We start from the raw sequence: 18,595 nt of genomic DNA on the forward strand, positions 1-18,595 counted from the left end.
GCGTCCGTTACACAGCGTTCACAAGGCAATCGAAGTGTCCGAAAAACCAGCCACTCCGCTGCTCGATACCATCGGCTCGCCAGCCGATCTCAAGGCGCTCAAGCGCGAGGAATTGATCACGCTCGCCGCCGAGCTGCGCAATGAGGTGATCGATGCCGTTTCCGTCACCGGCGGGCACCTGGGCGCCGGACTTGGCGTGGTCGAGCTGACGGTGGCGCTGCACCACGTTTTCGACACGCCGCACGACCGGATCATCTGGGATGTCGGGCATCAGGCCTATCCGCACAAGGTCTTGACCGGGCGGCGCGGCCGGATCCGCACGCTGCGCCAGAAGGACGGGCTTTCCGGCTTCACCAAGCGCGGCGAGAGCGAATACGACCCGTTCGGGGCCGGCCACTCATCGACATCGATCTCGGCGGGCCTCGGCATGGCCGTAGCCTCCGAGCTTCAGGGCGAAAAGCGCAATGTGGTCGCGGTGATCGGCGACGGGGCGATTTCGGCCGGCATGGCCTATGAGGCCATGAACAATGCCGGAGCCATGGACGCCCGGCTGATCGTGATCCTCAACGACAACGACATGTCGATCGCCCCCCCGACCGGAGCGATGAGCGCCTATCTGGCGCGGCTGGTGTCGGGGCCTGCCTATCGCGGGTTGCGCGGCGCGGCCAAGCAATTCGTCGAAACGGTGATGCCGCCCTTCATCAAGGACAAGGCCAGAAAGACCGAGGAATATGCCCGCGGGTTCTGGACCGGCGGCACCATGTTCGAGGAACTGGGGTTCTACTATGTGGGGCCGATCGACGGGCACAATCTCGACCATCTGCTGCCGGTGCTCAAAAACGTCCGCGATGCGGAGACCGGGCCGATCCTCATCCATGTGGTGACGCAGAAGGGCAAGGGATATGCCCCGGCCGAACAGGCCGCCGACAAATATCACGGCGTTTCCAAGTTCAATGTCATCACCGGCGCCCAGGCCAAGGCGGCGAGCAATGCGCCGTCCTACACCTCGGTTTTTGCACAGAGCCTGATCGATGAGGCCGAGCGCGACGAAAAGATCGTCGCGATCACCGCCGCCATGCCCTCGGGCACCGGGCTCGACAAGTTCGAAAAGCGCTTCCCGACCCGCACCTTCGATGTGGGGATCGCCGAGCAGCACGCGGTGACCTTTGCCGCCGGCATGGCGACCGAAGGGCTCAAACCCTTCTGCACGATCTATTCCACCTTCCTCCAACGCGCCTATGACCAGGTGATCCACGACGTGGCGATCCAGCACCTGCCGGTGCGCTTCCCCATCGATCGCGCCGGCTATGTGGGCGCGGACGGGCCCACCCATGCGGGCGCTTTCGACGTGGCCTACCTTTCCACCCTGCCGGGGATGGTGGTGATGGCCGCCGGCGACGAAGCCGAATTGCGCCATATGGTGGCGACGGCGGCGGCCTATGACGAAGGCCCGATCGCCTTCCGTTATCCGCGCGGGGAAGGCGCCGGCGTCGAGATGCCAGAGCGCGGCATTCCGCTCGAGATCGGCAAGGGTCGGGTGCTCAAGGAGGGCACAGCCATTGCGCTGCTCTCGCTGGGCACGCGGCTGGGCGAGTGCCTTGCGGCGGCAGAGACGCTGGGGACCTACGGTTTTTCGACCACGGTTGCCGATGCGCGCTTTGCCAAGCCGCTCGACGAGGAGCTTCTGGCGCGGCTTGCCAAGGAGCATGCTGTGCTGATCACCGTCGAGGAAGGCGCGATCGGCGGGTTCGGCAGCCATGTGGCGACGCGGCTGGCGCAATTGGGCCTGCTCGACCACGGGCTCAAGTTCCGCCCCCTGGTGATGCCCGACCGCTATATCGAGCAGGCGGGGCAGAACGACATGTATGCCCAGGCGGGCCTGGATCGCGCCGGTATCGTCGAAACGGCGCTCCTGGCGCTGGGGGATCAGGAAAACGCGCTGCGGGCTCTAGCCGCCGCCGGCCATGACGCCGTCTGACTTTCGCTACGAACGCTACGAACCCGGTCCGCTATTGGCGGACTATATCGAGCATTTCTGGATCGTTTCGGCCACTGTCGGAGAGACCGAACGCCGGGAAATCCTCATTCCCAACGGCCGGCCGACCATCATCGTCAATCTGGGCGACATCGGCAGCCGGCTGGACCCGATAACCGGCAAGCGCACAGCCAACGACACGAGCGTTGCCGGGATTTCCACGCGTCCGGTCGTCATCGCGCAAACCGGCCGCTCCAAGCTCGTGGCCGCTCAGCCCACCCCGTTCGGGCTCCACGCATTGGGTTGTCCGCCCCTCATCGATACGCTGCTCTCTTTTACCCAATGGAGCGGAGCCGAGAGGACCCAGGCGCTGGAGAGCGACGTCGCCGCCGCGGATTTCGGCGAGCCCTCGGCGCGGGTGCTGGAAGACTTTCTGGCGCAAAGGCTGAACCCCATCCCCCAGCGAGGCCTCGAGCGGCTCCGCATGGCGATCAAAGAGATCGAAAGCGATCCAGACGTGCTCGGTGACCTCGCCGCGCGCATGGGCATCGGCTATGACCGGCTCTATCGCCAGTTTCGCGACGTTGTGGGAATTTCTCCCAAGGCCTTTTCGGCCATCCTGCGCTACCAGAGGCTGGTGGGAGAAATATTGGCCGCCCGCCCAGGCGATGGTTTGGCCCAACTCGCCCTGATGCAGGGCTATTACGACCAGGCGCATGCCAATCGTGACTTCCGCCGGTTTACCGGGGTGACGCCGACCACCTTTCAGCGGACGCTGAACGGCATCGCCAAGATGATGCATTCAGCCTGAACACCGGTTTCGTCCAAGCCCGCGATCATAGCCCGACCCTATGGTTGCCCTGTAACGCTATGGAGAAATCCGATGACCAAAATCGTACATATCGAGATCACCAGCGGCGATGTCGAAGCGACCGCGCGCTTTTACAGCCAGGTGTTCGGATGGAGGGCCGAGCCCTCCCCGTTCATCCCGGACTACATCATGCTCGACAGCGGAACGGTGACCGGTGCGGTGATGTCGGACGCCTACAAGGACCAGAAGGTTATCGCCTGGTACGAGGTGGAGGACATCGACGCCGCGCTCAAGGCCATAACGGCTGTCCAGGGGCGGCAATTGAGTGAGATCAACACCATCCCCGGCCAGGGCAAAGTGGTCTACGCGGCCGATATCAACGGCACCGTCTTCGGACTCAAGCAGCCAGGCTGATGCCAAATCGGGGCGGCCTTACTCCGCCGCCTCGTCATATTCGGCCTGGGAACCGGGATCGGCCATGCCCAGGGCGTGCATGTAGAGATCGAGGATGGCTTCCTGCTCGGCGCGCTCGTTGCGGTCCTGCTTGCGGATGCGGACGATCTGGCGCATGACCTTGGTGTCAAAGCCCGAACCCTTGGCCTCGGCATAGACTTCCTTGATGTCGTCGGCGATGGCCTTCTTTTCTTCCTCGAGCCGCTCGATCCGTTCGATGAAGGCGCGCAACTGGTCGCGCGCAATGCCGTGGTCAGCCATGAATCACACTTTCCAAAATGAAGGTTGTTGCCGCTTATCAATCCCATCGGCGGGGCGACTTCAAGGCTTCCGATCAAAAACGTGAACCGGGTGTGGAAAGCCGGTTCCCTTGCTATCCAATTTCTGCCCAAACACTGGCCTAGCGCTGGTTTGAGGCGGGCCGGCCGGACGTTGCCGGCCCTCGCCTATAATAGCATGAACCCCTCTGCCCATTGACATCTTTGGACCCGTTGATAACACACCATGGCCCAATCTTTACCCGCGCGACCCAATCCCGTGTTGTCCATGATTCGCACCCTCGTGATCGCTGCCGTAGTCATGCTGCCGGCATCCGTGATGCTGCCGCAGCCGGCCCTGGCGGATCTGAGGGTCTGCAACCAGACCCAGAGCACGATTTCCATCGCCTTCGGCTATCGCGCGGAATCGGGCTGGCAGTCGGAAGGCTGGTGGGTGGCCGGCCCCGAGGCCTGCGCCATCGTCTACCAGGGCGATCTGAACTCGCGCTACTACTACCTTTATGCTGTGGACGACATGGCCGGCGGCGCCTGGGACGGCTCGGTGTTCATGTGCACGCAAGATGCGAGCTTTACAATCTTCGGCGTCGAGGACTGCCTGGCGCGCGGATATGAGCGCACGGGATTTTTTGAGATCGATACGCAGGGCCGTACCGATTGGACCATGCAATTGACAGAAAACAATTCAACCAGTCTGGAGCCGCAATGAAGAGATCGCGCCGCGTAAAGATCGTCGCAACGCTTGGACCGGCCTCGAGCGACCCAAAAGTCATCGAGGAACTGGTGCGCGCCGGCGCCGACGTTTTCCGCATCAATATGAGCCATGCCAGCCATGACCTGATGCGCGAAACCGTCGCCAAGATCCGGGCGGTCGAACGCTCGGTGCGCTATCCGATCGGCATCCTGGTCGACCTGCAGGGCCCCAAGCTCAGGGTCGGCACCTTCGCCGAAGGCTCCACCATGCTGGCCAAGGGCGAGACCTTTACGCTCGACGCTTCCGAAACGCCGGGCGACAAGACACGGGTCTACCTCCCCCATCCGGAAATCTTTTCATCGGTCAAGACCGGCGACCGGCTGCTGCTCGATGACGGCAAGATCGAATTGCGCGTTTCGGCGACCTCGCCCGAAGCAATCAACACCACTGTGGTCTATGGTGGCAAGCTTTCCGACAAGAAGGGGGTTTCGCTGCCCGATACCATTCTCGCGGTCGGCGTTCTGACCGACAAGGACAGGGCCGATCTGCAAGCGGCATTGGCAGAGGAGATCGACTGGATCGCGCTGTCCTTCGTGCAGCGCCCCGAAGACATGATCGACGTGCGCAAGATCGTCCAGGGCCGCGCCGGGGTCTTGGCCAAGATCGAAAAGCCGCAGGCCATCGAGCGGCTCGAGGAGATCATCCGGCTTTCCGACGCCATCATGATCGCCCGTGGCGACCTTGGCGTGGAAATGCCGCTCGAATCCGTGCCCGGCATGCAAAAGCGCATCACCCGCATGTGCCGCCGCCTGGGCAAGCCGGTGGTTGTGGCCACCCAGATGCTCGAATCCATGATTACCGCGCCGGTGCCGACCCGCGCGGAGGTCTCGGACGTTTCGATCGCCGTGTTCGAAGGTGCGGACGCGGTGATGCTTTCGGCCGAAAGCGCCTCGGGTTCCTACCCGGTGCAGGCGGTGACCACCATGAACAAGATCGCCGAAGCGGTGGAGCAGGACGCGCTCTATCCCGGCATCATCAGGAGCCAGGCAACCGAGCCTGAAGCCACCGCTGCCGACGCCATTTCGGCAGCGACCCGGCAGGTGGCGGAAACGCTCGATCTTGCCGCTATCGTCACCTACACCTCTTCGGGCTCCACCGGCATCCGCGCCTCGCGGGAGCGGCCGAGCAAGCCGATCATCGCGCTCTCGCCCAAGCTTTCGACCGTGCGCCGGCTTTCGATCGTCTGGGGGCTGCATTGCGTACAGACCGAGGACGCCATCTCGCTCGACGACATGGTCGATCGGGCGTGCTCGATCGCCTATGTCGAAGGCCTGGCGCGGCCCGGAGACCGGGTGGCGATCACCGCCGGCGTGCCGCTGGGAACGCCAGGGGCGACCAATATGCTGCGCATCGCGTTTGTGGGGCAGGACGGGGCTGGCGGGTCGTAAGAGACTCCCCGCGTCTGGCCAACTGAGCGGTGCTCTCATCCCCGACCTTCCTCCCTCAGGCGAGAAGGAAGGGGGATGAGAAGGCTCGGCATTATCAGCAGCAACCGTGGTGATTGCTGAAGCTCAGCGCCCCCCTCATCCGCCCGCTTCGCGGCCACCTTCTCCCCCAAAGGGAGAAGGGTGAAGGGGCAAGTCTTGACGTCGGAAGGTGTGGTCGGCTCAGCGCCCCCCTCATCCGCCCCCTTCGGGGGCACCTTCTCCCACCAGGGGAGAAGGGGTGTCCGGGGCAGCGCCTCGGCAGGAATTCAAACGTTTGCCAAAAGCCCCCTTCTCCCCTGGTGGGAGAAGGGATGGGGATGAGGGGGGCTCAGCATATCAACAGACGCCATGCCGATTGCTGAAGCGCTGCGCACCCCTCATCCGAGCCGGCTTCGCCGGCCCACCTTCTCCCTCAGGGGAGAAGGGGAGCGTGGGGCAAGGCTGTGGTGAGAGCCGATACTGCTTGAGGGCGTATTGCTTTATCCTACGCCGCTTTTTTTCTCTTTCGTCGTCTTCGGACTTGATCCGGAGACCCGCAGCGCAGGGAAGCCGCTGGAGACGTTTGGGCGCGGAGGGTGCGGGGGACCCTCTTCTTCTGAGAAGGTAGAGACGTTGCGGGTCCCCGGGTCAAGCCCGAGGACGACGAGGTGGGGAGGTGAGCCCCCTTTGGCTGCCGCCCCTGTGCTTTCGCTCCAGCCAAGCTCGAGGTGACGAGGTGGAGGGGGCCAGACGATCCGCAATGAAAAAGGCCCGCCGGAGCGGGCCTTTTTCATTGCGATCAAGCGGCAGTTTAGCCCTGGCGGGCCTTCATGCGCTTGTTGACCTTGTTGATGATGTAGACGCGGCCACGACGGCGGACCAGCTTATTGTCCCGGTGACGGGTCATGAGCGCCTTGAGCGAGTTGCGGATTTTCATTTTTATCTCTCAGACAATAAAAGATCGGCGGAGCTCAAGGCACCGCTAAAGATCGAGATCGCCCCCGCTTTTTGCCGGAGCGATCCCAAAGTTGGGCGGAACATAGGGGCAAAGCCCTTAACTGTCAACGCGAGTCGAAAAGCCCGCATCGACAATTTAGGAGGCCCTGCCCGGACTTCCGCCGCGTCAGTTGCGGGCCCGCGTGCGGGCGCCTTCGGGATCGGCGGCGATCTCCTCCCAGCGGATGCAGGAGGCGCGCGAGCCGATATCGGTCAACTCGAGCGGCGGCACCACCTGGGCGCACCGTTCGACCGCATAAGGGCAGCGGGTGCGGAAATAGCAGCCCGAGGGCGGATTGATGGGAGACGGGATTTCCCCTTCCAGCCCCTCGATCCGGTGCTGGCGGGCCTGCCGTGGGTCGGCGATCGGCACGGCAGTGAGCAGAGCCCGGCTATAAGGATGGCGCGGATCGTTGTAGAGCGTCTCGGCCTCGGCCAATTCGGCGATGCGGCCGAGATAGAGCACCAGAATCCGGTCCGAAACGTGCCGAACGACCGACAGGTCGTGGCTGATAAAGATCAGCGTCAGCCCGAATTCGTCCTTGAGATCGGCCAGCAGGTTGAGGATCTGCGCCTGGATCGAAACGTCGAGCGCGGACACCGGCTCGTCGCACAGGATCAGTTTGGGACCGGTGACCAGCGCGCGGGCAATGCCGATGCGCTGGGCCTGCCCGCCCGAGAATTCGTGCGGGTAGCGGTTGATCATTTCGGGCAGGAGCCCCACCGCATCCATCACCTCGCGAACCCGTTCGCGCCGCTGCTGGCGGTTCATATCCGGCTTGAGGGTGCGCAGGGGGTCGGCGATGATCTCGCCCACCGTCATGCGCGGATTGAGCGACGCGAGCGGATCCTGGAAGATGATCTGCAGATCCTGACGCGCCTTGCGCATCTCGTCCTTCTTGAGCTCGGTCAAATCCCGGCCCAGCCAGACCACCTTGCCGTCATCGGGCTCGATCAACTGCAGGATGCAGCGCCCCAGCGTGGATTTCCCACACCCGGATTCACCCACGATGCCGAGGGTTTCGCCGCGATTGACGCTAAAGCTCACATCGTCGACCGCCGTGAGCATCAGGGGCTTTTTGAAAAGCCCGGCATCGACAGCGAAACGCTTGGTGAGGTTCTGAACGTTCAGCAAAACGCCTGTTTGATCACTCATCAGGCAACCTTTTCATTGGTATTTTTGACCGCGTCGTCATGATGGCACGCCGAAACGCGCCCGTCGGTGCGCGGGATGAGCGCCGGACGATCCTTGATGCAGATTTCCGTGCGGAAGGCACAGCGCGGATTGAACGAGCATCCGGGCGGCAGATGGGTAAGATTGGGCGGCTGGCCCTTGACCGGATCGAGGCGGTTGCGCTTGGTTTCGACACGCGGGGTCGAATGCAGGAGCCCGAGCGTATAGGGGTGGCGAGGGCTGTAGAACAGCTCTTCGACGGTGCCCTTTTCCACGGCCCGGCCGGCATACATGACCATCATGTTATCGGCCAGCCCCGCCACGACGCCCAGATCGTGGGTGATCATCACCAGCGCTGTGTTGAACTGTTCGGTCAGTTCCTTGAAGAGCCTGAGCATCTGCGCCTGCACGGTGACGTCGAGCGCGGTGGTGGGCTCGTCCGCGATCAGCACCTTGGGCTCGCACAGGAGCGCCATGGCGATCATGACGCGCTGGCGCTGGCCGCCCGAAAGCTCGTGCGGATAGGCACGGATGACACGCTTTGCATCGGGCAGGTGCACGGTGCGCAGCATCTCCTCGGATTTTTCGAGCGCCTGCTTGCGGTTCATGTTCTTGTGCCGCACCAGCACTTCGACCATCTGATCGGCGATGCGCATATAGGGATTGAGCGAGGTCATCGGATCCTGGAAGATCATCGCGATGTCCTTGCCGCGGATATCGTCGAGCTCCCTGGGGCGCATGCCCACAAGCTCGGTCCCGGCGATCTTGGCGCTGCCCGATGCCCGGCCGTTGCGGGCCAGAAGGCCCATGATCGAGAGGAACGCCTGGCTCTTGCCCGACCCGCTTTCACCCACCACCGCCAGCGTTTCGCCGGCCCTTAGGGAGAAGTCCATTTCACGCACGGCCTGGACTTCACGGTCGTGCAGCTCGAAGGTTACCGAGAGGTCCCTGACCTCCAAAACGTTATCTGCCATGGATTAGCGGTCCTTTGGATCGAGAGCGTCGCGCAGGCCGTCACCGATATAGGTGAGGCACAGCAGCATGCTGACCAGAACGATCGCCGGCGAGATCAGCAGCCACGGCATGACCTCGGCCACCCCGGCGCCGTTGGAAATCAGCGTGCCGAGGGAGGTCAGCGGCTCCTGCACACCCAGCCCGATGAACGAAAGGAAGCTCTCGGTCAGGATGATCTCGGGGATGGTGAGCGTGGCATAGATCACCACCGGCCCGGTGAGGTTGGGCACGATGTGACGCAGGATGATTGTGAAGGGCCCTGCCCCGCCGGCCTTGGCCGCCTCGATGAACTCGCGTTCCTTGAGCGACAGCGTCTGGCCCCGCACGATACGCGCCATGGTGAGCCATTCGAGCAGGCCGATGCCCACGAACAGCAGCACCGGTGAACGCCCGAAGATCACGACAAGGATGATGACGAACAGGATGGTGGGAAGGGCATACATGACGTCGACGAAGCGCATCATGATCGAATCCACGCGGCCACCGAAATAGCCGGCGATCGCGCCGTAGAGAACGCCGACCACAACCGAGACCACGGTGGCCACGGCCGCGACGATGATGCTCATCTGCGTGCCCTGCAGCAGACGGGCGAGAAGGTCGCGGCCGTTCTGATCGGTCCCCAGATAGTGGCCCGCCTCGAAATCGGGCGGCTGGCGGAACGCTGCCCAATCGACTTCCCCCACGCCCCAGGGAACGAAGAACGGACCGATGAACGCAATAGCAATGATGGCGATGAGCACGAAGATCGAGACCATCGCCGCCTTGTTGCGCGACAGCCTGAGCAGCGCGTCCTGGGTCAGCGAACGGCCCTGAGGCGTTTCGAGCTTTTCGGCATAGTCCGACAGGACTGCGTCTTTTCCAGTCAAGCCGGCCATTAGCGATACCTCACTTTGGGATCGATCCACGCATAGACGATGTCGACCAGCAGATTGAGAATGAGAATGAGCACCACGTAAAAGATCGTCGTTCCCAGAACGAGGCCGTAGTCACGGTTGAGCGCCGCGTTGATGAAGTAGCGGCCGATGCCGGGGAGCCCGAACACCTGTTCGACCACGAGCGAGCCTGTCAGAAGGTAGCTCAAGCCCGGGCCGAGATAGGAAACGACGGGCAGCATCGCCGGCTTGATGGCGTGACGCGCCAGAACCAGGCGCTCGCCGATGCCCTTGGATTTGGCCGTGCGCACGTAGTTGGTGCCCAAAATCTCGATCATCGAACCACGCATCAGGCGCGAGATGCGCGCCGCATGCGGCCAGGAGAGAACGATAACCGGCAGGATGAGGTGCGCGATGGAAAAGCCGGGCCATCCGCCGGCCGGCAGCCAGCCCAGATAGACGCCAACCCAAAGCTGGAGCAGCGCCGCGATGAGGAAGTTGGGAACGATAACGCCGATCATCACGAAGAAGACCAGGGCATAATCGGGCCATTTGTTCTGGTTTACCGCAGCAATGATGCCGGCGATGATGCCGATCGTGGTCGCGAGCACGAAGGCCGTGAAGCCCAGCATCAGCGTGAAGGGCAGGCCGATGGCGAGCAATTGGCTGACCGAGAAATCGTAGGAGGTCATCGACGGTCCCAGATCGCCTTGCAGCACTCCGGTAACGTAGAGCCAATACTGCTCCCAGATGGGCTTATCGAGATTGTAATGCGCCAAAACGTTTTGAAGCACGGCTGGCGGCAGGGGGCGTTCGCCGTCGAACGGGCCGCCGGGAGCGAGGCGCAGCACGATAAAGCAGAGCGTGATCGCGATAAACGCGACTGGGAGCGCCGCAAGTATGCGACGCAGCACATATCTGATCATTGTGAGGTACCGATCTTTTTGCGGGCGGCGCCGGCAAACACAGCCAAAGCCCGTCTCAATAGGGCGTGGCCGCGGCAATAAACCCGCGGCCACGCGTCTTGTTACATTATCTTAGTCTTCCGACATCGACAACCAACGGGTGCGGTGGATGTCCTTGGCGTTGGCTTCAAAACCTTCAACTTCAGGCGAAACAACGTTCTTGGAGACATAGTAGTAGATCGGGAAAGCAGCGGTTTCGCTCATCGCGATCTCTTCAGCCTGGCGCAGAATTTCCGCACGCTCGTCCATGTCCAGGATCGTTGCGCTTTCACGCAGCAGCTCATCGAACTCGGCGTTGTTGTAGCGGCCGTAGTTGTAGATGATGTCCGAACGCAGCAGTTCGAGCATGTTGATGGGATCGTTGTAGTCCATCAGCCAGCCCGCACGACCGATGCCGTCGAAATCGTTGTTCTGAAGCGCGTCGTAGTGAACGGCGACTTCGGAATTGAACAGCTCGATGTTGATGTGCAGCGGTTCCCACATGGCGGCGATCGCCACCGCGATGCGCTGGTGGTTTTCGTTGGTGTTGTAACGAAGCTGCAGGTTGAGCGGATTGTCGGCGGAGTAACCAGCCTCTTCCATCAGGGCGACGGCCTGGGCGACGCGCTCGCCATATTCCAGATCGGCCCAATCGGGGCGATATTCCTCGAAATCATAATTAGCGGTGCCCGGAGGCACCCAGCCATAGGCCGGCAACTCGCCAGTACCCAGGATGTTGGGCCCGATCACGTCGCGGTTGATGGCCATGGACATGGCTTGGCGGACGTTGGGATCGGCCAGTTCTTCCATGTTGTGGTTGATGACGTAGTAATAGACGCCCAGGAACGGATCGACGTGCGCCTGGCCGGGGTACTGATCCTGCAGAAGCTGGTACTGATCGGTCGGGAAGTCCGTCAGGATGTGGAAGTCGCCGGCGCGATAGCGCTGGAAGGCGGCCGAGATGTCATCCATGGCGTAGTAGTAGACCTCTTCGATGTCGACATTTTCGGCATCGTAATAGGTCTCGCTCTTTTCCGAACGGATATAGCTGTTGGGAATCCATTCAACGATGGTGTAGGCGCCGTTGGAAACGATGTTTTCCGGACGGATCCACTCGTCGCCCAGTTCCTCGACTAGGTGCATGGGCACCGGATAGGCGGTGTAGTGGGTGAGCGCATCCAGGAAGTACGGCGTGGGCTGTTCGAGGGTGAACTCGATGGTCTTGTCGTCGATGACGTTGATGCCCAGCTCGTCGATCTCCATCTCGCCGGCGTTGACCGCTTCGGCATTCTTGATGGGATACTGAAGATAGGCGTAGTCGGCGGCCATCTCGGGGTCGAGCAGGCGCTTGAAGGCGTATTCGAAATCCTGCGCCTTGACCGGCTCGCCATCGCTCCAGACCGCGTCGTCGCGGATCGTGAAGGTATAGACCAGACCATCATCGGAGACCGTGTAATCGGCGGCCTGGCCCAGGATGGGCTCGGCATGGATATCCTCGGTCATCAGACCTTCAAGGTAATCGCCGACAATACGGTTCTCCCAATCGCCCGACACACGGTGCGGGTCGATCGAAGCCGGCTCGCCGCCGTTGAAGATATTGAGCGTTTCGGCCGACGCGGTGCTGGCCATTGCCGTTGCCATGAGGCCGGCAAGGACGCCCCCCGCAAGGACGTGCTTGAATTTCATGATGGTCGTCTCCTTTAATTGTGACGTAACTGATGCTTCCAGCCCATCGGCTGCTCTCCTTGATGAAATGGAGCAGCTCAAATGCGAACCAACTAGGAAAAACTTTCCCCGCTAGTCTAGGAACGGAACCTATCCTTGCTCAATCGGCTTTGACAAGCACTGATTAGCCGGCCCGTTCGACTATAGCGGCAACCCCCATCCCCCCTGCTGTACAGACCGAAATCAATGCGCGTTGTTTTTCATGCGTATTCAACATCTTGGCGGTCATTCCCAAGATGCGGGCGCCGGTGGCGGCGAAGGGATGACCATACGCCAAAGACGAGCCATTTACGTTAATTTTATCCACAGGAACGGCCCCTAGAGGATCATCTCGCCCAAGAACGTCGCGATTGTAGTCGGGATCTTCCCATGCGGCGAGCGTACAAAGTACTTGCGCGGCGAAGGCTTCGTGGAGTTCGAACAAGTCGATATCGGCAAAAGCGAGCCCCGAGCGGCGCATCAGGTCCGAGACGGCGATGGTCGGAGCCATCAGGAGCCCATCGCCATGGGCGAAATCATTGGCCGAAACCGCGCCCATGGTGAGATAGGCCAGCACCGGCAGTCCGCGCTCGCGCGCCCACTCCTCGCTTGCCAGCAGCACCGAGGAAGCGCCATCTGTAAGCGGCGTGGAATTGGCGGCCGTCAGGGTCCCCTTGCCGGATTTCTTGTCGAACGCCGGCTTCATGGTGGCCATTTTTTCAAGGCTGGTATCGGGCCGGACGTTGTTGTCCTTGTAGATGCCAGCGCAAGGGACGACGAGATCGTCATGGAAGCCCAAGTCATAGGCCGCCGCGGCGTTCTGATGGCTGCGCAGGGCAAGCAGATCCTGCGCTTCGCGCGAAATGCCCCATTGCTTGGCCATCAACTCGCAATGCTCGCCCATGGAAAGCCCGGTACGTGGTTCCTGGGTGGAGGGGGCGACGGGCGCGATCTCGCCGAAATTGAAGCCCTTGAAGGCGGCAAGCTTTTCGCCCGTGGTCCTGGCGCGCGAAAGCGCAATCATGCGCTTCTGCATCTTGGGCCCGAGCACCACAGGGCTGTCGGAAACCGTATCGGAGCCACCGGCAATGCCGCTGTCGATCTCGCCCGTGGCGATCTTGGCGGCAAGGACCAGCGCAGCCTGAAGCGAGGTGCCGCAGGCGATCTGCAGCGTGGTGCCTGGCGTTTCAGGTGAGAGCCCGGCATCGAGCAGCGCTTCGCGGGCGAGGTTGAAATCCTTGGAATGGGAGATGACCGAACCGGCCATCACCTCGCCGATGCGCTGACCCTTGAGGCTGTATTTGTCGGCAAGACCGCCTATGGCGGTGGCGAGCATTGAGAGATTGGTCTCGTTTTCATAGCCGGTATAGGCGCGGCAGAACGGAATACGCGCCGATCCCACGATGGCGACTTTGCGCAATGTCTGGTTCATCTTTTAAGCCCTTCCGTCCTGACGTGCCTTGATGGGACCGCCGAGGAACGGCGCAAACCCGGTGCCCAGGATCATGCCGATATCGGCCATGTCGGCGCTCTCAACCACGCCTTCGGAAACGATCACTTCGGCAGTGTCGACGAGCGGCTGAACGAGGTCGCGCCCCAGCCCTTCGAGGTTGCCATGCGCGGGCGGCTTCTCCTTGAGCGGCTTGCCATCTTCCCATTTGTAGAAACCCTCGCCGGTCTTCCGGCCCAGCTTTCCCGCCGCGATCAGCTTGGCGAAACGACTGCTTTCGGGGATTTTCTGCCCGAGTTCCCGCGCAACGAACGCACCGACATCGAGACCTACGGTATCCATCAATTCGATGGGCCCCATGGGCATGCCGAAGGCCACTGCAGCGGCGTCGAGCTGCTCCGCGCTCTCACCCTGTTCAACCCTGTCCACCGCTTCGAGCATGTAGGGCATGAGCGCGCGATTGACGAGGAAACCGGGGGCCGACTTGACGATCACCGGGCTCTTGCCGATGGCGAGCACGAAAGAAGCACCCAGCCGGATGGCTTCATCGTCATTGAGGTTGGAACGGATCACCTCGACCAGCGGCAATTGCGCCACGGGGTTGAAGAAGTGCAGCCCGATCAGCCGGTTGGGATTGTCCAGCGCCTCGGCGATGCGTTCGAGTTCGATCGATGAGGTATTGGTCGCCATGATGGCCGTTGGCTTGAGCCGCTTTTCGGCCTCGGCGAATATCTGCTGTTTCACCTCGAGCTTTTCGACCACCGCTTCGATCAGCACGTCGCAGCGCGGGATGGCCTTGCCCTCGACGTCCGGCTCGAGCCGCGCCATGGCGGCATCGACCGCCTGCTTGGTCTTGAGCCGCTTCTTGAACAGCTTTCTGGCCCGATCCAGCGCCGGCTTGATGCGATCCATATCCATGTCCTGGAGCGTCACATAAAAGCCGCGATAAGCGCACCAGGCCGCGATATCGCCGCCCATGACGCCGGCGCCGACCACGTGGATGCGGGTGAATTTGGGCTTGTCCCCGCCCTTGACGCCCAGGCGCTTGAGGCTTTCGGACAAAAAGAACACCCGGCGCAGGTTCTGCGCCGTGGGCGAGGCCATAAGGGGCACGAAGGCGTCGATCTCATGGGCGATCATCTTTTTGGGATCGTCGCCATACTTTTCGAAAAGATCGATCAGCGCATAGGGCGCGGGATAGTGGTTTTTCGGCGCCTTCTTGCCGGCCTCCTCGCGCATCCTGTCGGCGACGCGCGAGCGGATGGGCCCGAAGGCCATGGCGCGTTTGGCCAGCGGAGCGGGCGCGGAACGGCGTTTGGCCAGCACGGCCTTGCGGCCTTCCCAGCGCAGCATATCCGGATGGCGGACGAGCTTGTCCACCAGATTGAGGGCCCTGGCCTGCTTGGCCCGGACGATCTTGCCGGTCAACATCAATTGCATGGCATCGACAGGCCCGGCCTGACGGATCGAGCGGCCCGTGCCGGCAAAGCCGGGGAAGATGCCCAGATTGACTTCGGGGAAGCCCAGACGCGTGGCGTCGTCATTGACGGCGATGCGATAATGACAGGCCAGCGCCAGTTCCAGCCCACCGCCGACGCAGAAGCCGGAAATGCCGCACACGAACGGGAACTTGAGATCCTCTATGCGCTGGAACAGAGCATGAGTGCGCTTGAGCGCTTCGGGCAGAACGGCGGGATCGCTCATCTGGTCGAATTCGGAGATGTCGGCCCCCGCGATAAAGCCCGATTTCCCGGAAAGCAGCACGACGCCGGCCAACTCTCCCGCCCGGCCCAAATTCTCGAAATGGCCGACGAGGGTTTCAAGCTCGGCGATTACCTCCCGACTGAGGACGTTGACCGAATTGTCCTTGACGTCCAGCGTCAGCCAGCCGATTCCCTCGAAATCGGTTGAAAATTCCCAGTGGCGGGTCTGCGGCGTATCAGCTTGCGCCAAGGCTCGGCTCCTCTCGTTGCATGCGGTCGGAAGCTAAATGAAGGACGTTTCGTTCCGCAACCGCTCTATTCGGCGGCCGCAGTATAGGCGTTCGCCGGCTGCTGCGTCGAACGGGCCAGCTCCCCGGGTGCAAAATCGTCGACCTTGATGACCCGATCCGTCGCTTCATCCGCTTCACGCAGGATCACGGCTTCCTCCGACGTGATGATCCCTTTCTCGACGGCGTCGGCAATGGCGTCGCGGTCCAGCCGCCGGTCGATCTCGCCTTTCTTGAGAGCGCGGAAGAACTTTTTTTCGATCTCGGCGGCGGCTTCGACCTTGACCAGAGCATCTTCGAGAATGCCGGTGCGGTCGGCCGGATCGAAGGTCACATAGATGCCCCGGGTAAGCCGGTCGCGGAACGTGGATTGTCCGAGCACCGATTTGGCGAGGCGATAGTTCTCGCGGTCCGAGGAAGGACGCGCGCGACGACCGAGGGGGAAGATCAGGACGCCCAGTGCAAACCGAAGGAACGGGCTGGGAAAATTGTCGATGACTTCGCCCAGCCCCTTCTGGATCGAAGCGATGCGGTCGCGGGCGATGGCGTCGATGACCGGGATATCCTCGGGCATGCGGCCGTCATCCTCGTAGCGCTTGAGCGCCGTCGAGAGCAGGTAGAGATCGGAAAACACATCCGCCATGCGGCCCGAGAGCATCTGCTTGCGCTTGAGATCGCCACCCAGGAACGCCACGGTCCAGTCTCCGGCGAGCGCGAAGCTCTGGGAATAGCGGTGAAGCTGGCGATACCAGCCCTTGAGCTCGTGCTCGACCGGGGACGAGGCAAAGCGCCCGAAGGTGAGATTATGCCACCACGCAGCCGTCATATTGCGGAGCATGAAGCCGATGTGACCCGAAAAGGCCTTATCGAAATCGTGAAGGCCACGGCGCCTGTCGGGGTTCTGTGCTGCCTGGACTTCCTTGAGGAGATAAGGATGCGCGCGAAGGGCGCCCTGCGCGAAGGTGATCAGCGTGCGCGTCAGGATATTGGCGCCTTCGACGGTGATCGCCACGGGAATGGTCTGATAGCCGGCAAAGAGATAGTTCGAGGGCCCATCCTGGACCGCGCGTCCGCCGTGGATATCGAGAGCATCATCGACGCGGCCGCGCATTTCCTCGGTGGTGCGGTATTTGAGCGCCGCCGAGATCACCGCCGGCTTCTGGCCGTCATCGACAATGGCCGCCGTCATGGCGCGCGAAGCTTCGAACTGGTAGGCGGATTTGACCATCCGGGCCAATCCTTCGCCCACACCTTCCATGGTGCCGATGGCAATGCCGAACTGGCGGCGGATACGGGCATAGGCGGAGGTGGTGCGCAGCGCGCCCTTGATCGAGACCGTGCCGATAGCCGGCAGCGAAATGGCGCGGCCGGTGGCGAGGCACTCCATCAGCATGCGCCAGCCCTGCCCTGCGTATTCGGTGCCCCCAATCAGGAATTCCATGGGGATGAAGACATCCTTGCCCGAGGTCGGGCCATTCATGAAGGCGGCGCGGGCCGGAAGGTGGCGGCGGCCGATCTCGACGCCGGGATAATCGGCCGGGATCAGCGCCAGCGTGATGCCGACATCGGTGCCCTTGCCCAGGTGATTATCGGGATCATAGAGGTTGAAGGCGACCCCGAGCAGGGTCGCGATGGGGGCAAGGGTGATGTAGCGCTTGTCCCAGGAGAGTTTGACGCCCAGAACCTGCTGGCCCTCATAGTCTCCATAAGTGACGACGCCAACGTCGCGCATGCCGGCGGCGTCCGAGCCGGCGTGCGGGCCAGTGAGAGCGAAGCAGGGCATTTCCTCGCCCCTGGCGAGGCGGCGCAGATATTTGTCCTGCTGTTCGGGCGTGCCGTATTTTTCCAGCAGCTCGCCCGGGCCGAGCGAATTGGGCACCATGACGGTGATGCCGGCGGCAACCGAGCGCGAGGCGATCTTGGAGACGACCTGGCTTTGGGCTTGAGCGGAAAAGCCCAAGCCGCCATGCTCCTTGCCGATGAGCATGCCGAAAAAGCCGTTATCCTTCAAAAACTGCCAGACTTCGGGCGGCAGATCCATGAGGTTGTGGCGCGTATCCCAGTCGTCGATCATGGCGCAGACCGTCTCGCAAGGGCCTTCGAGGAAGGCCTGCTCCTCGGCGGTGAGGTCGGGCTTGCGGATGGCAAAGAGCTTGTCCCAATCCGGCCGCCCCGAGAAGATCTCGGCATCCCAGCCGACCGTCCCGGCGTCGAGCGCTTCCTGCTCGGTGCGCGAGATGCGCGGCAGGATGGATTTGACCATCTTGTAGGCCGGACCGGTCAGAAGCGCTTGCCGAATGGGGGAAATCGCCAGCAGTGCCAGAACGAGGGCCGGCAGGAGGGCAACGATCCATCCCGGGACATTGGAGGAAAACGCCAACCCCTCTTCGGGGCGCAGCATGGCGAGAACACCGATCACCGCCGCCGCCAAGGCCCATTGCCAGAGCGCAGACTGGCGGATCGCCAGCACGAAAAAAGCGAGAACGCTCAGGATAACAAGTGCCAAAACCATAGGTCAGCCTCCCCTAGCCGGTGCGCGCCACATGCTCCTCGGCACGCCATCAAGGTTTGCTTAGAATACATCGGTGGACGCAAACGTCAACCTGATGCCTTTAAGGTCACCTGGCGCACAACGCGCACGATCCCCGCTGACAAACGCCACCACGCTTCTACAATGCCCGCCATTCCAGTTTCGTTTCACGATCGGCCGCACGGCTCTGTGAACGGGGCACTGCCGGATGGGTAAGGAACCTGGCCTAGCGTGAGGAGTTTGACGC

The 18,595-nt window shown here is 62.2% G+C and carries 15 protein-coding genes; 5 read left to right on the forward strand and 10 right to left on the reverse strand.

What is annotated here, in order from left to right; genetic code table 11:
* The first annotated feature begins 34 nt into the window (after positions 1-34).
* The 3 genes from dxs (at position 35) to NO932_RS15710 (ending at position 3,200) form a co-directional block, all read left to right on the forward strand.
* Positions 35-1,978, forward strand: coding sequence for a 1-deoxy-D-xylulose-5-phosphate synthase (gene dxs / locus NO932_RS15700; RefSeq protein ID WP_309208259.1), 1,944 nt, complete (start codon positions 35-37; stop codon positions 1,976-1,978).
* Positions 1,965-2,786: a helix-turn-helix domain-containing protein gene (locus tag NO932_RS15705; RefSeq protein ID WP_309208261.1), complete on the forward strand. Its 822-nt coding sequence runs from the start codon at positions 1,965-1,967 to the stop codon at positions 2,784-2,786. The genes dxs and NO932_RS15705 overlap by 14 nt, the downstream gene beginning before the upstream one ends.
* Positions 2,787-2,858: 72 nt before the next feature.
* On the forward strand, positions 2,859-3,200 hold the full coding sequence (locus tag NO932_RS15710) for a VOC family protein (protein ID WP_309208263.1): 342 nt from the start codon (positions 2,859-2,861) through the stop codon (positions 3,198-3,200).
* 18 nt (positions 3,201-3,218) lie between these two features.
* On the opposite strand, the gene NO932_RS15715 is transcribed toward NO932_RS15710, so the two are convergent.
* Complete coding sequence (locus NO932_RS15715) at positions 3,219-3,500, reverse strand: DUF2312 domain-containing protein (RefSeq protein ID WP_309160084.1); 282 nt, start codon at positions 3,498-3,500, stop codon at positions 3,219-3,221.
* Positions 3,501-3,785: 285 nt separating this feature from the next.
* Here NO932_RS15715 and NO932_RS15720 point away from each other — a divergent pair, with 285 nt between their 5' ends.
* The gene (locus NO932_RS15720) at positions 3,786-4,223 is read left to right on the forward strand and encodes a DUF1036 domain-containing protein (RefSeq protein WP_309208264.1); all 438 of its coding nucleotides are present in this window, start codon (positions 3,786-3,788) and stop codon (positions 4,221-4,223) included.
* Positions 4,220-5,656: a pyruvate kinase gene (pyk, locus tag NO932_RS15725; RefSeq protein ID WP_309160082.1), complete on the forward strand. Its 1,437-nt coding sequence runs from the start codon at positions 4,220-4,222 to the stop codon at positions 5,654-5,656. Before NO932_RS15720 ends, pyk begins: the two co-directional genes overlap by 4 nt.
* A gap of 829 nt (positions 5,657-6,485) precedes the next feature.
* Here pyk and ykgO read toward each other — a convergent pair.
* The 9 genes from ykgO to NO932_RS15770 form a co-directional block, all read right to left on the reverse strand.
* A complete protein-coding gene (gene ykgO / locus NO932_RS15730) occupies positions 6,486-6,611 on the reverse strand; it encodes a type B 50S ribosomal protein L36 (RefSeq protein WP_014131674.1) in 126 nt (41 codons plus the stop codon).
* A gap of 186 nt (positions 6,612-6,797) precedes the next feature.
* A complete protein-coding gene (locus NO932_RS15735; protein ID WP_309160080.1) occupies positions 6,798-7,826 on the reverse strand; it encodes a dipeptide ABC transporter ATP-binding protein in 1,029 nt (342 codons plus the stop codon).
* Positions 7,826-8,818, reverse strand: coding sequence for an oligopeptide/dipeptide ABC transporter ATP-binding protein (locus tag NO932_RS15740; protein ID WP_309208266.1), 993 nt, complete (start codon positions 8,816-8,818; stop codon positions 7,826-7,828). The genes NO932_RS15735 and NO932_RS15740 overlap by 1 nt, the downstream gene beginning before the upstream one ends.
* Before the next feature lie 3 nt (positions 8,819-8,821).
* The gene (locus NO932_RS15745) at positions 8,822-9,733 is read right to left on the reverse strand and encodes an ABC transporter permease subunit (protein ID WP_309208268.1); all 912 of its coding nucleotides are present in this window, start codon (positions 9,731-9,733) and stop codon (positions 8,822-8,824) included.
* Entirely contained in the window at positions 9,733-10,656 is a 924-nt protein-coding gene (locus tag NO932_RS15750; protein ID WP_309208270.1) for an ABC transporter permease subunit, read from the reverse strand. Before NO932_RS15750 ends, NO932_RS15745 begins: the two co-directional genes overlap by 1 nt.
* A 111-nt stretch (positions 10,657-10,767) precedes the next feature.
* Complete coding sequence (locus tag NO932_RS15755) at positions 10,768-12,360, reverse strand: peptide ABC transporter substrate-binding protein (protein ID WP_309208271.1); 1,593 nt, start codon at positions 12,358-12,360, stop codon at positions 10,768-10,770.
* A 163-nt stretch (positions 12,361-12,523) separates the two neighbouring features.
* On the reverse strand, positions 12,524-13,810 hold the full coding sequence (locus tag NO932_RS15760) for an acetyl-CoA C-acetyltransferase (protein WP_309208273.1): 1,287 nt from the start codon (positions 13,808-13,810) through the stop codon (positions 12,524-12,526).
* Between the two features lie 3 nt (positions 13,811-13,813).
* Complete coding sequence (locus NO932_RS15765) at positions 13,814-15,781, reverse strand: 3-hydroxyacyl-CoA dehydrogenase NAD-binding domain-containing protein (RefSeq protein ID WP_309208274.1); 1,968 nt, start codon at positions 15,779-15,781, stop codon at positions 13,814-13,816.
* A 65-nt stretch (positions 15,782-15,846) separates the two neighbouring features.
* The gene (locus tag NO932_RS15770) at positions 15,847-18,330 is read right to left on the reverse strand and encodes an acyl-CoA dehydrogenase (RefSeq protein ID WP_309208276.1); all 2,484 of its coding nucleotides are present in this window, start codon (positions 18,328-18,330) and stop codon (positions 15,847-15,849) included.
* Positions 18,331-18,595: the final 265 nt, after the last annotated feature.

The sequence above is a fragment of the Pelagibacterium sp. 26DY04 genome (genome assembly GCF_031202305.1).
In the GTDB taxonomy this organism is placed as follows: domain Bacteria; phylum Pseudomonadota; class Alphaproteobacteria; order Rhizobiales; family Devosiaceae; genus Pelagibacterium.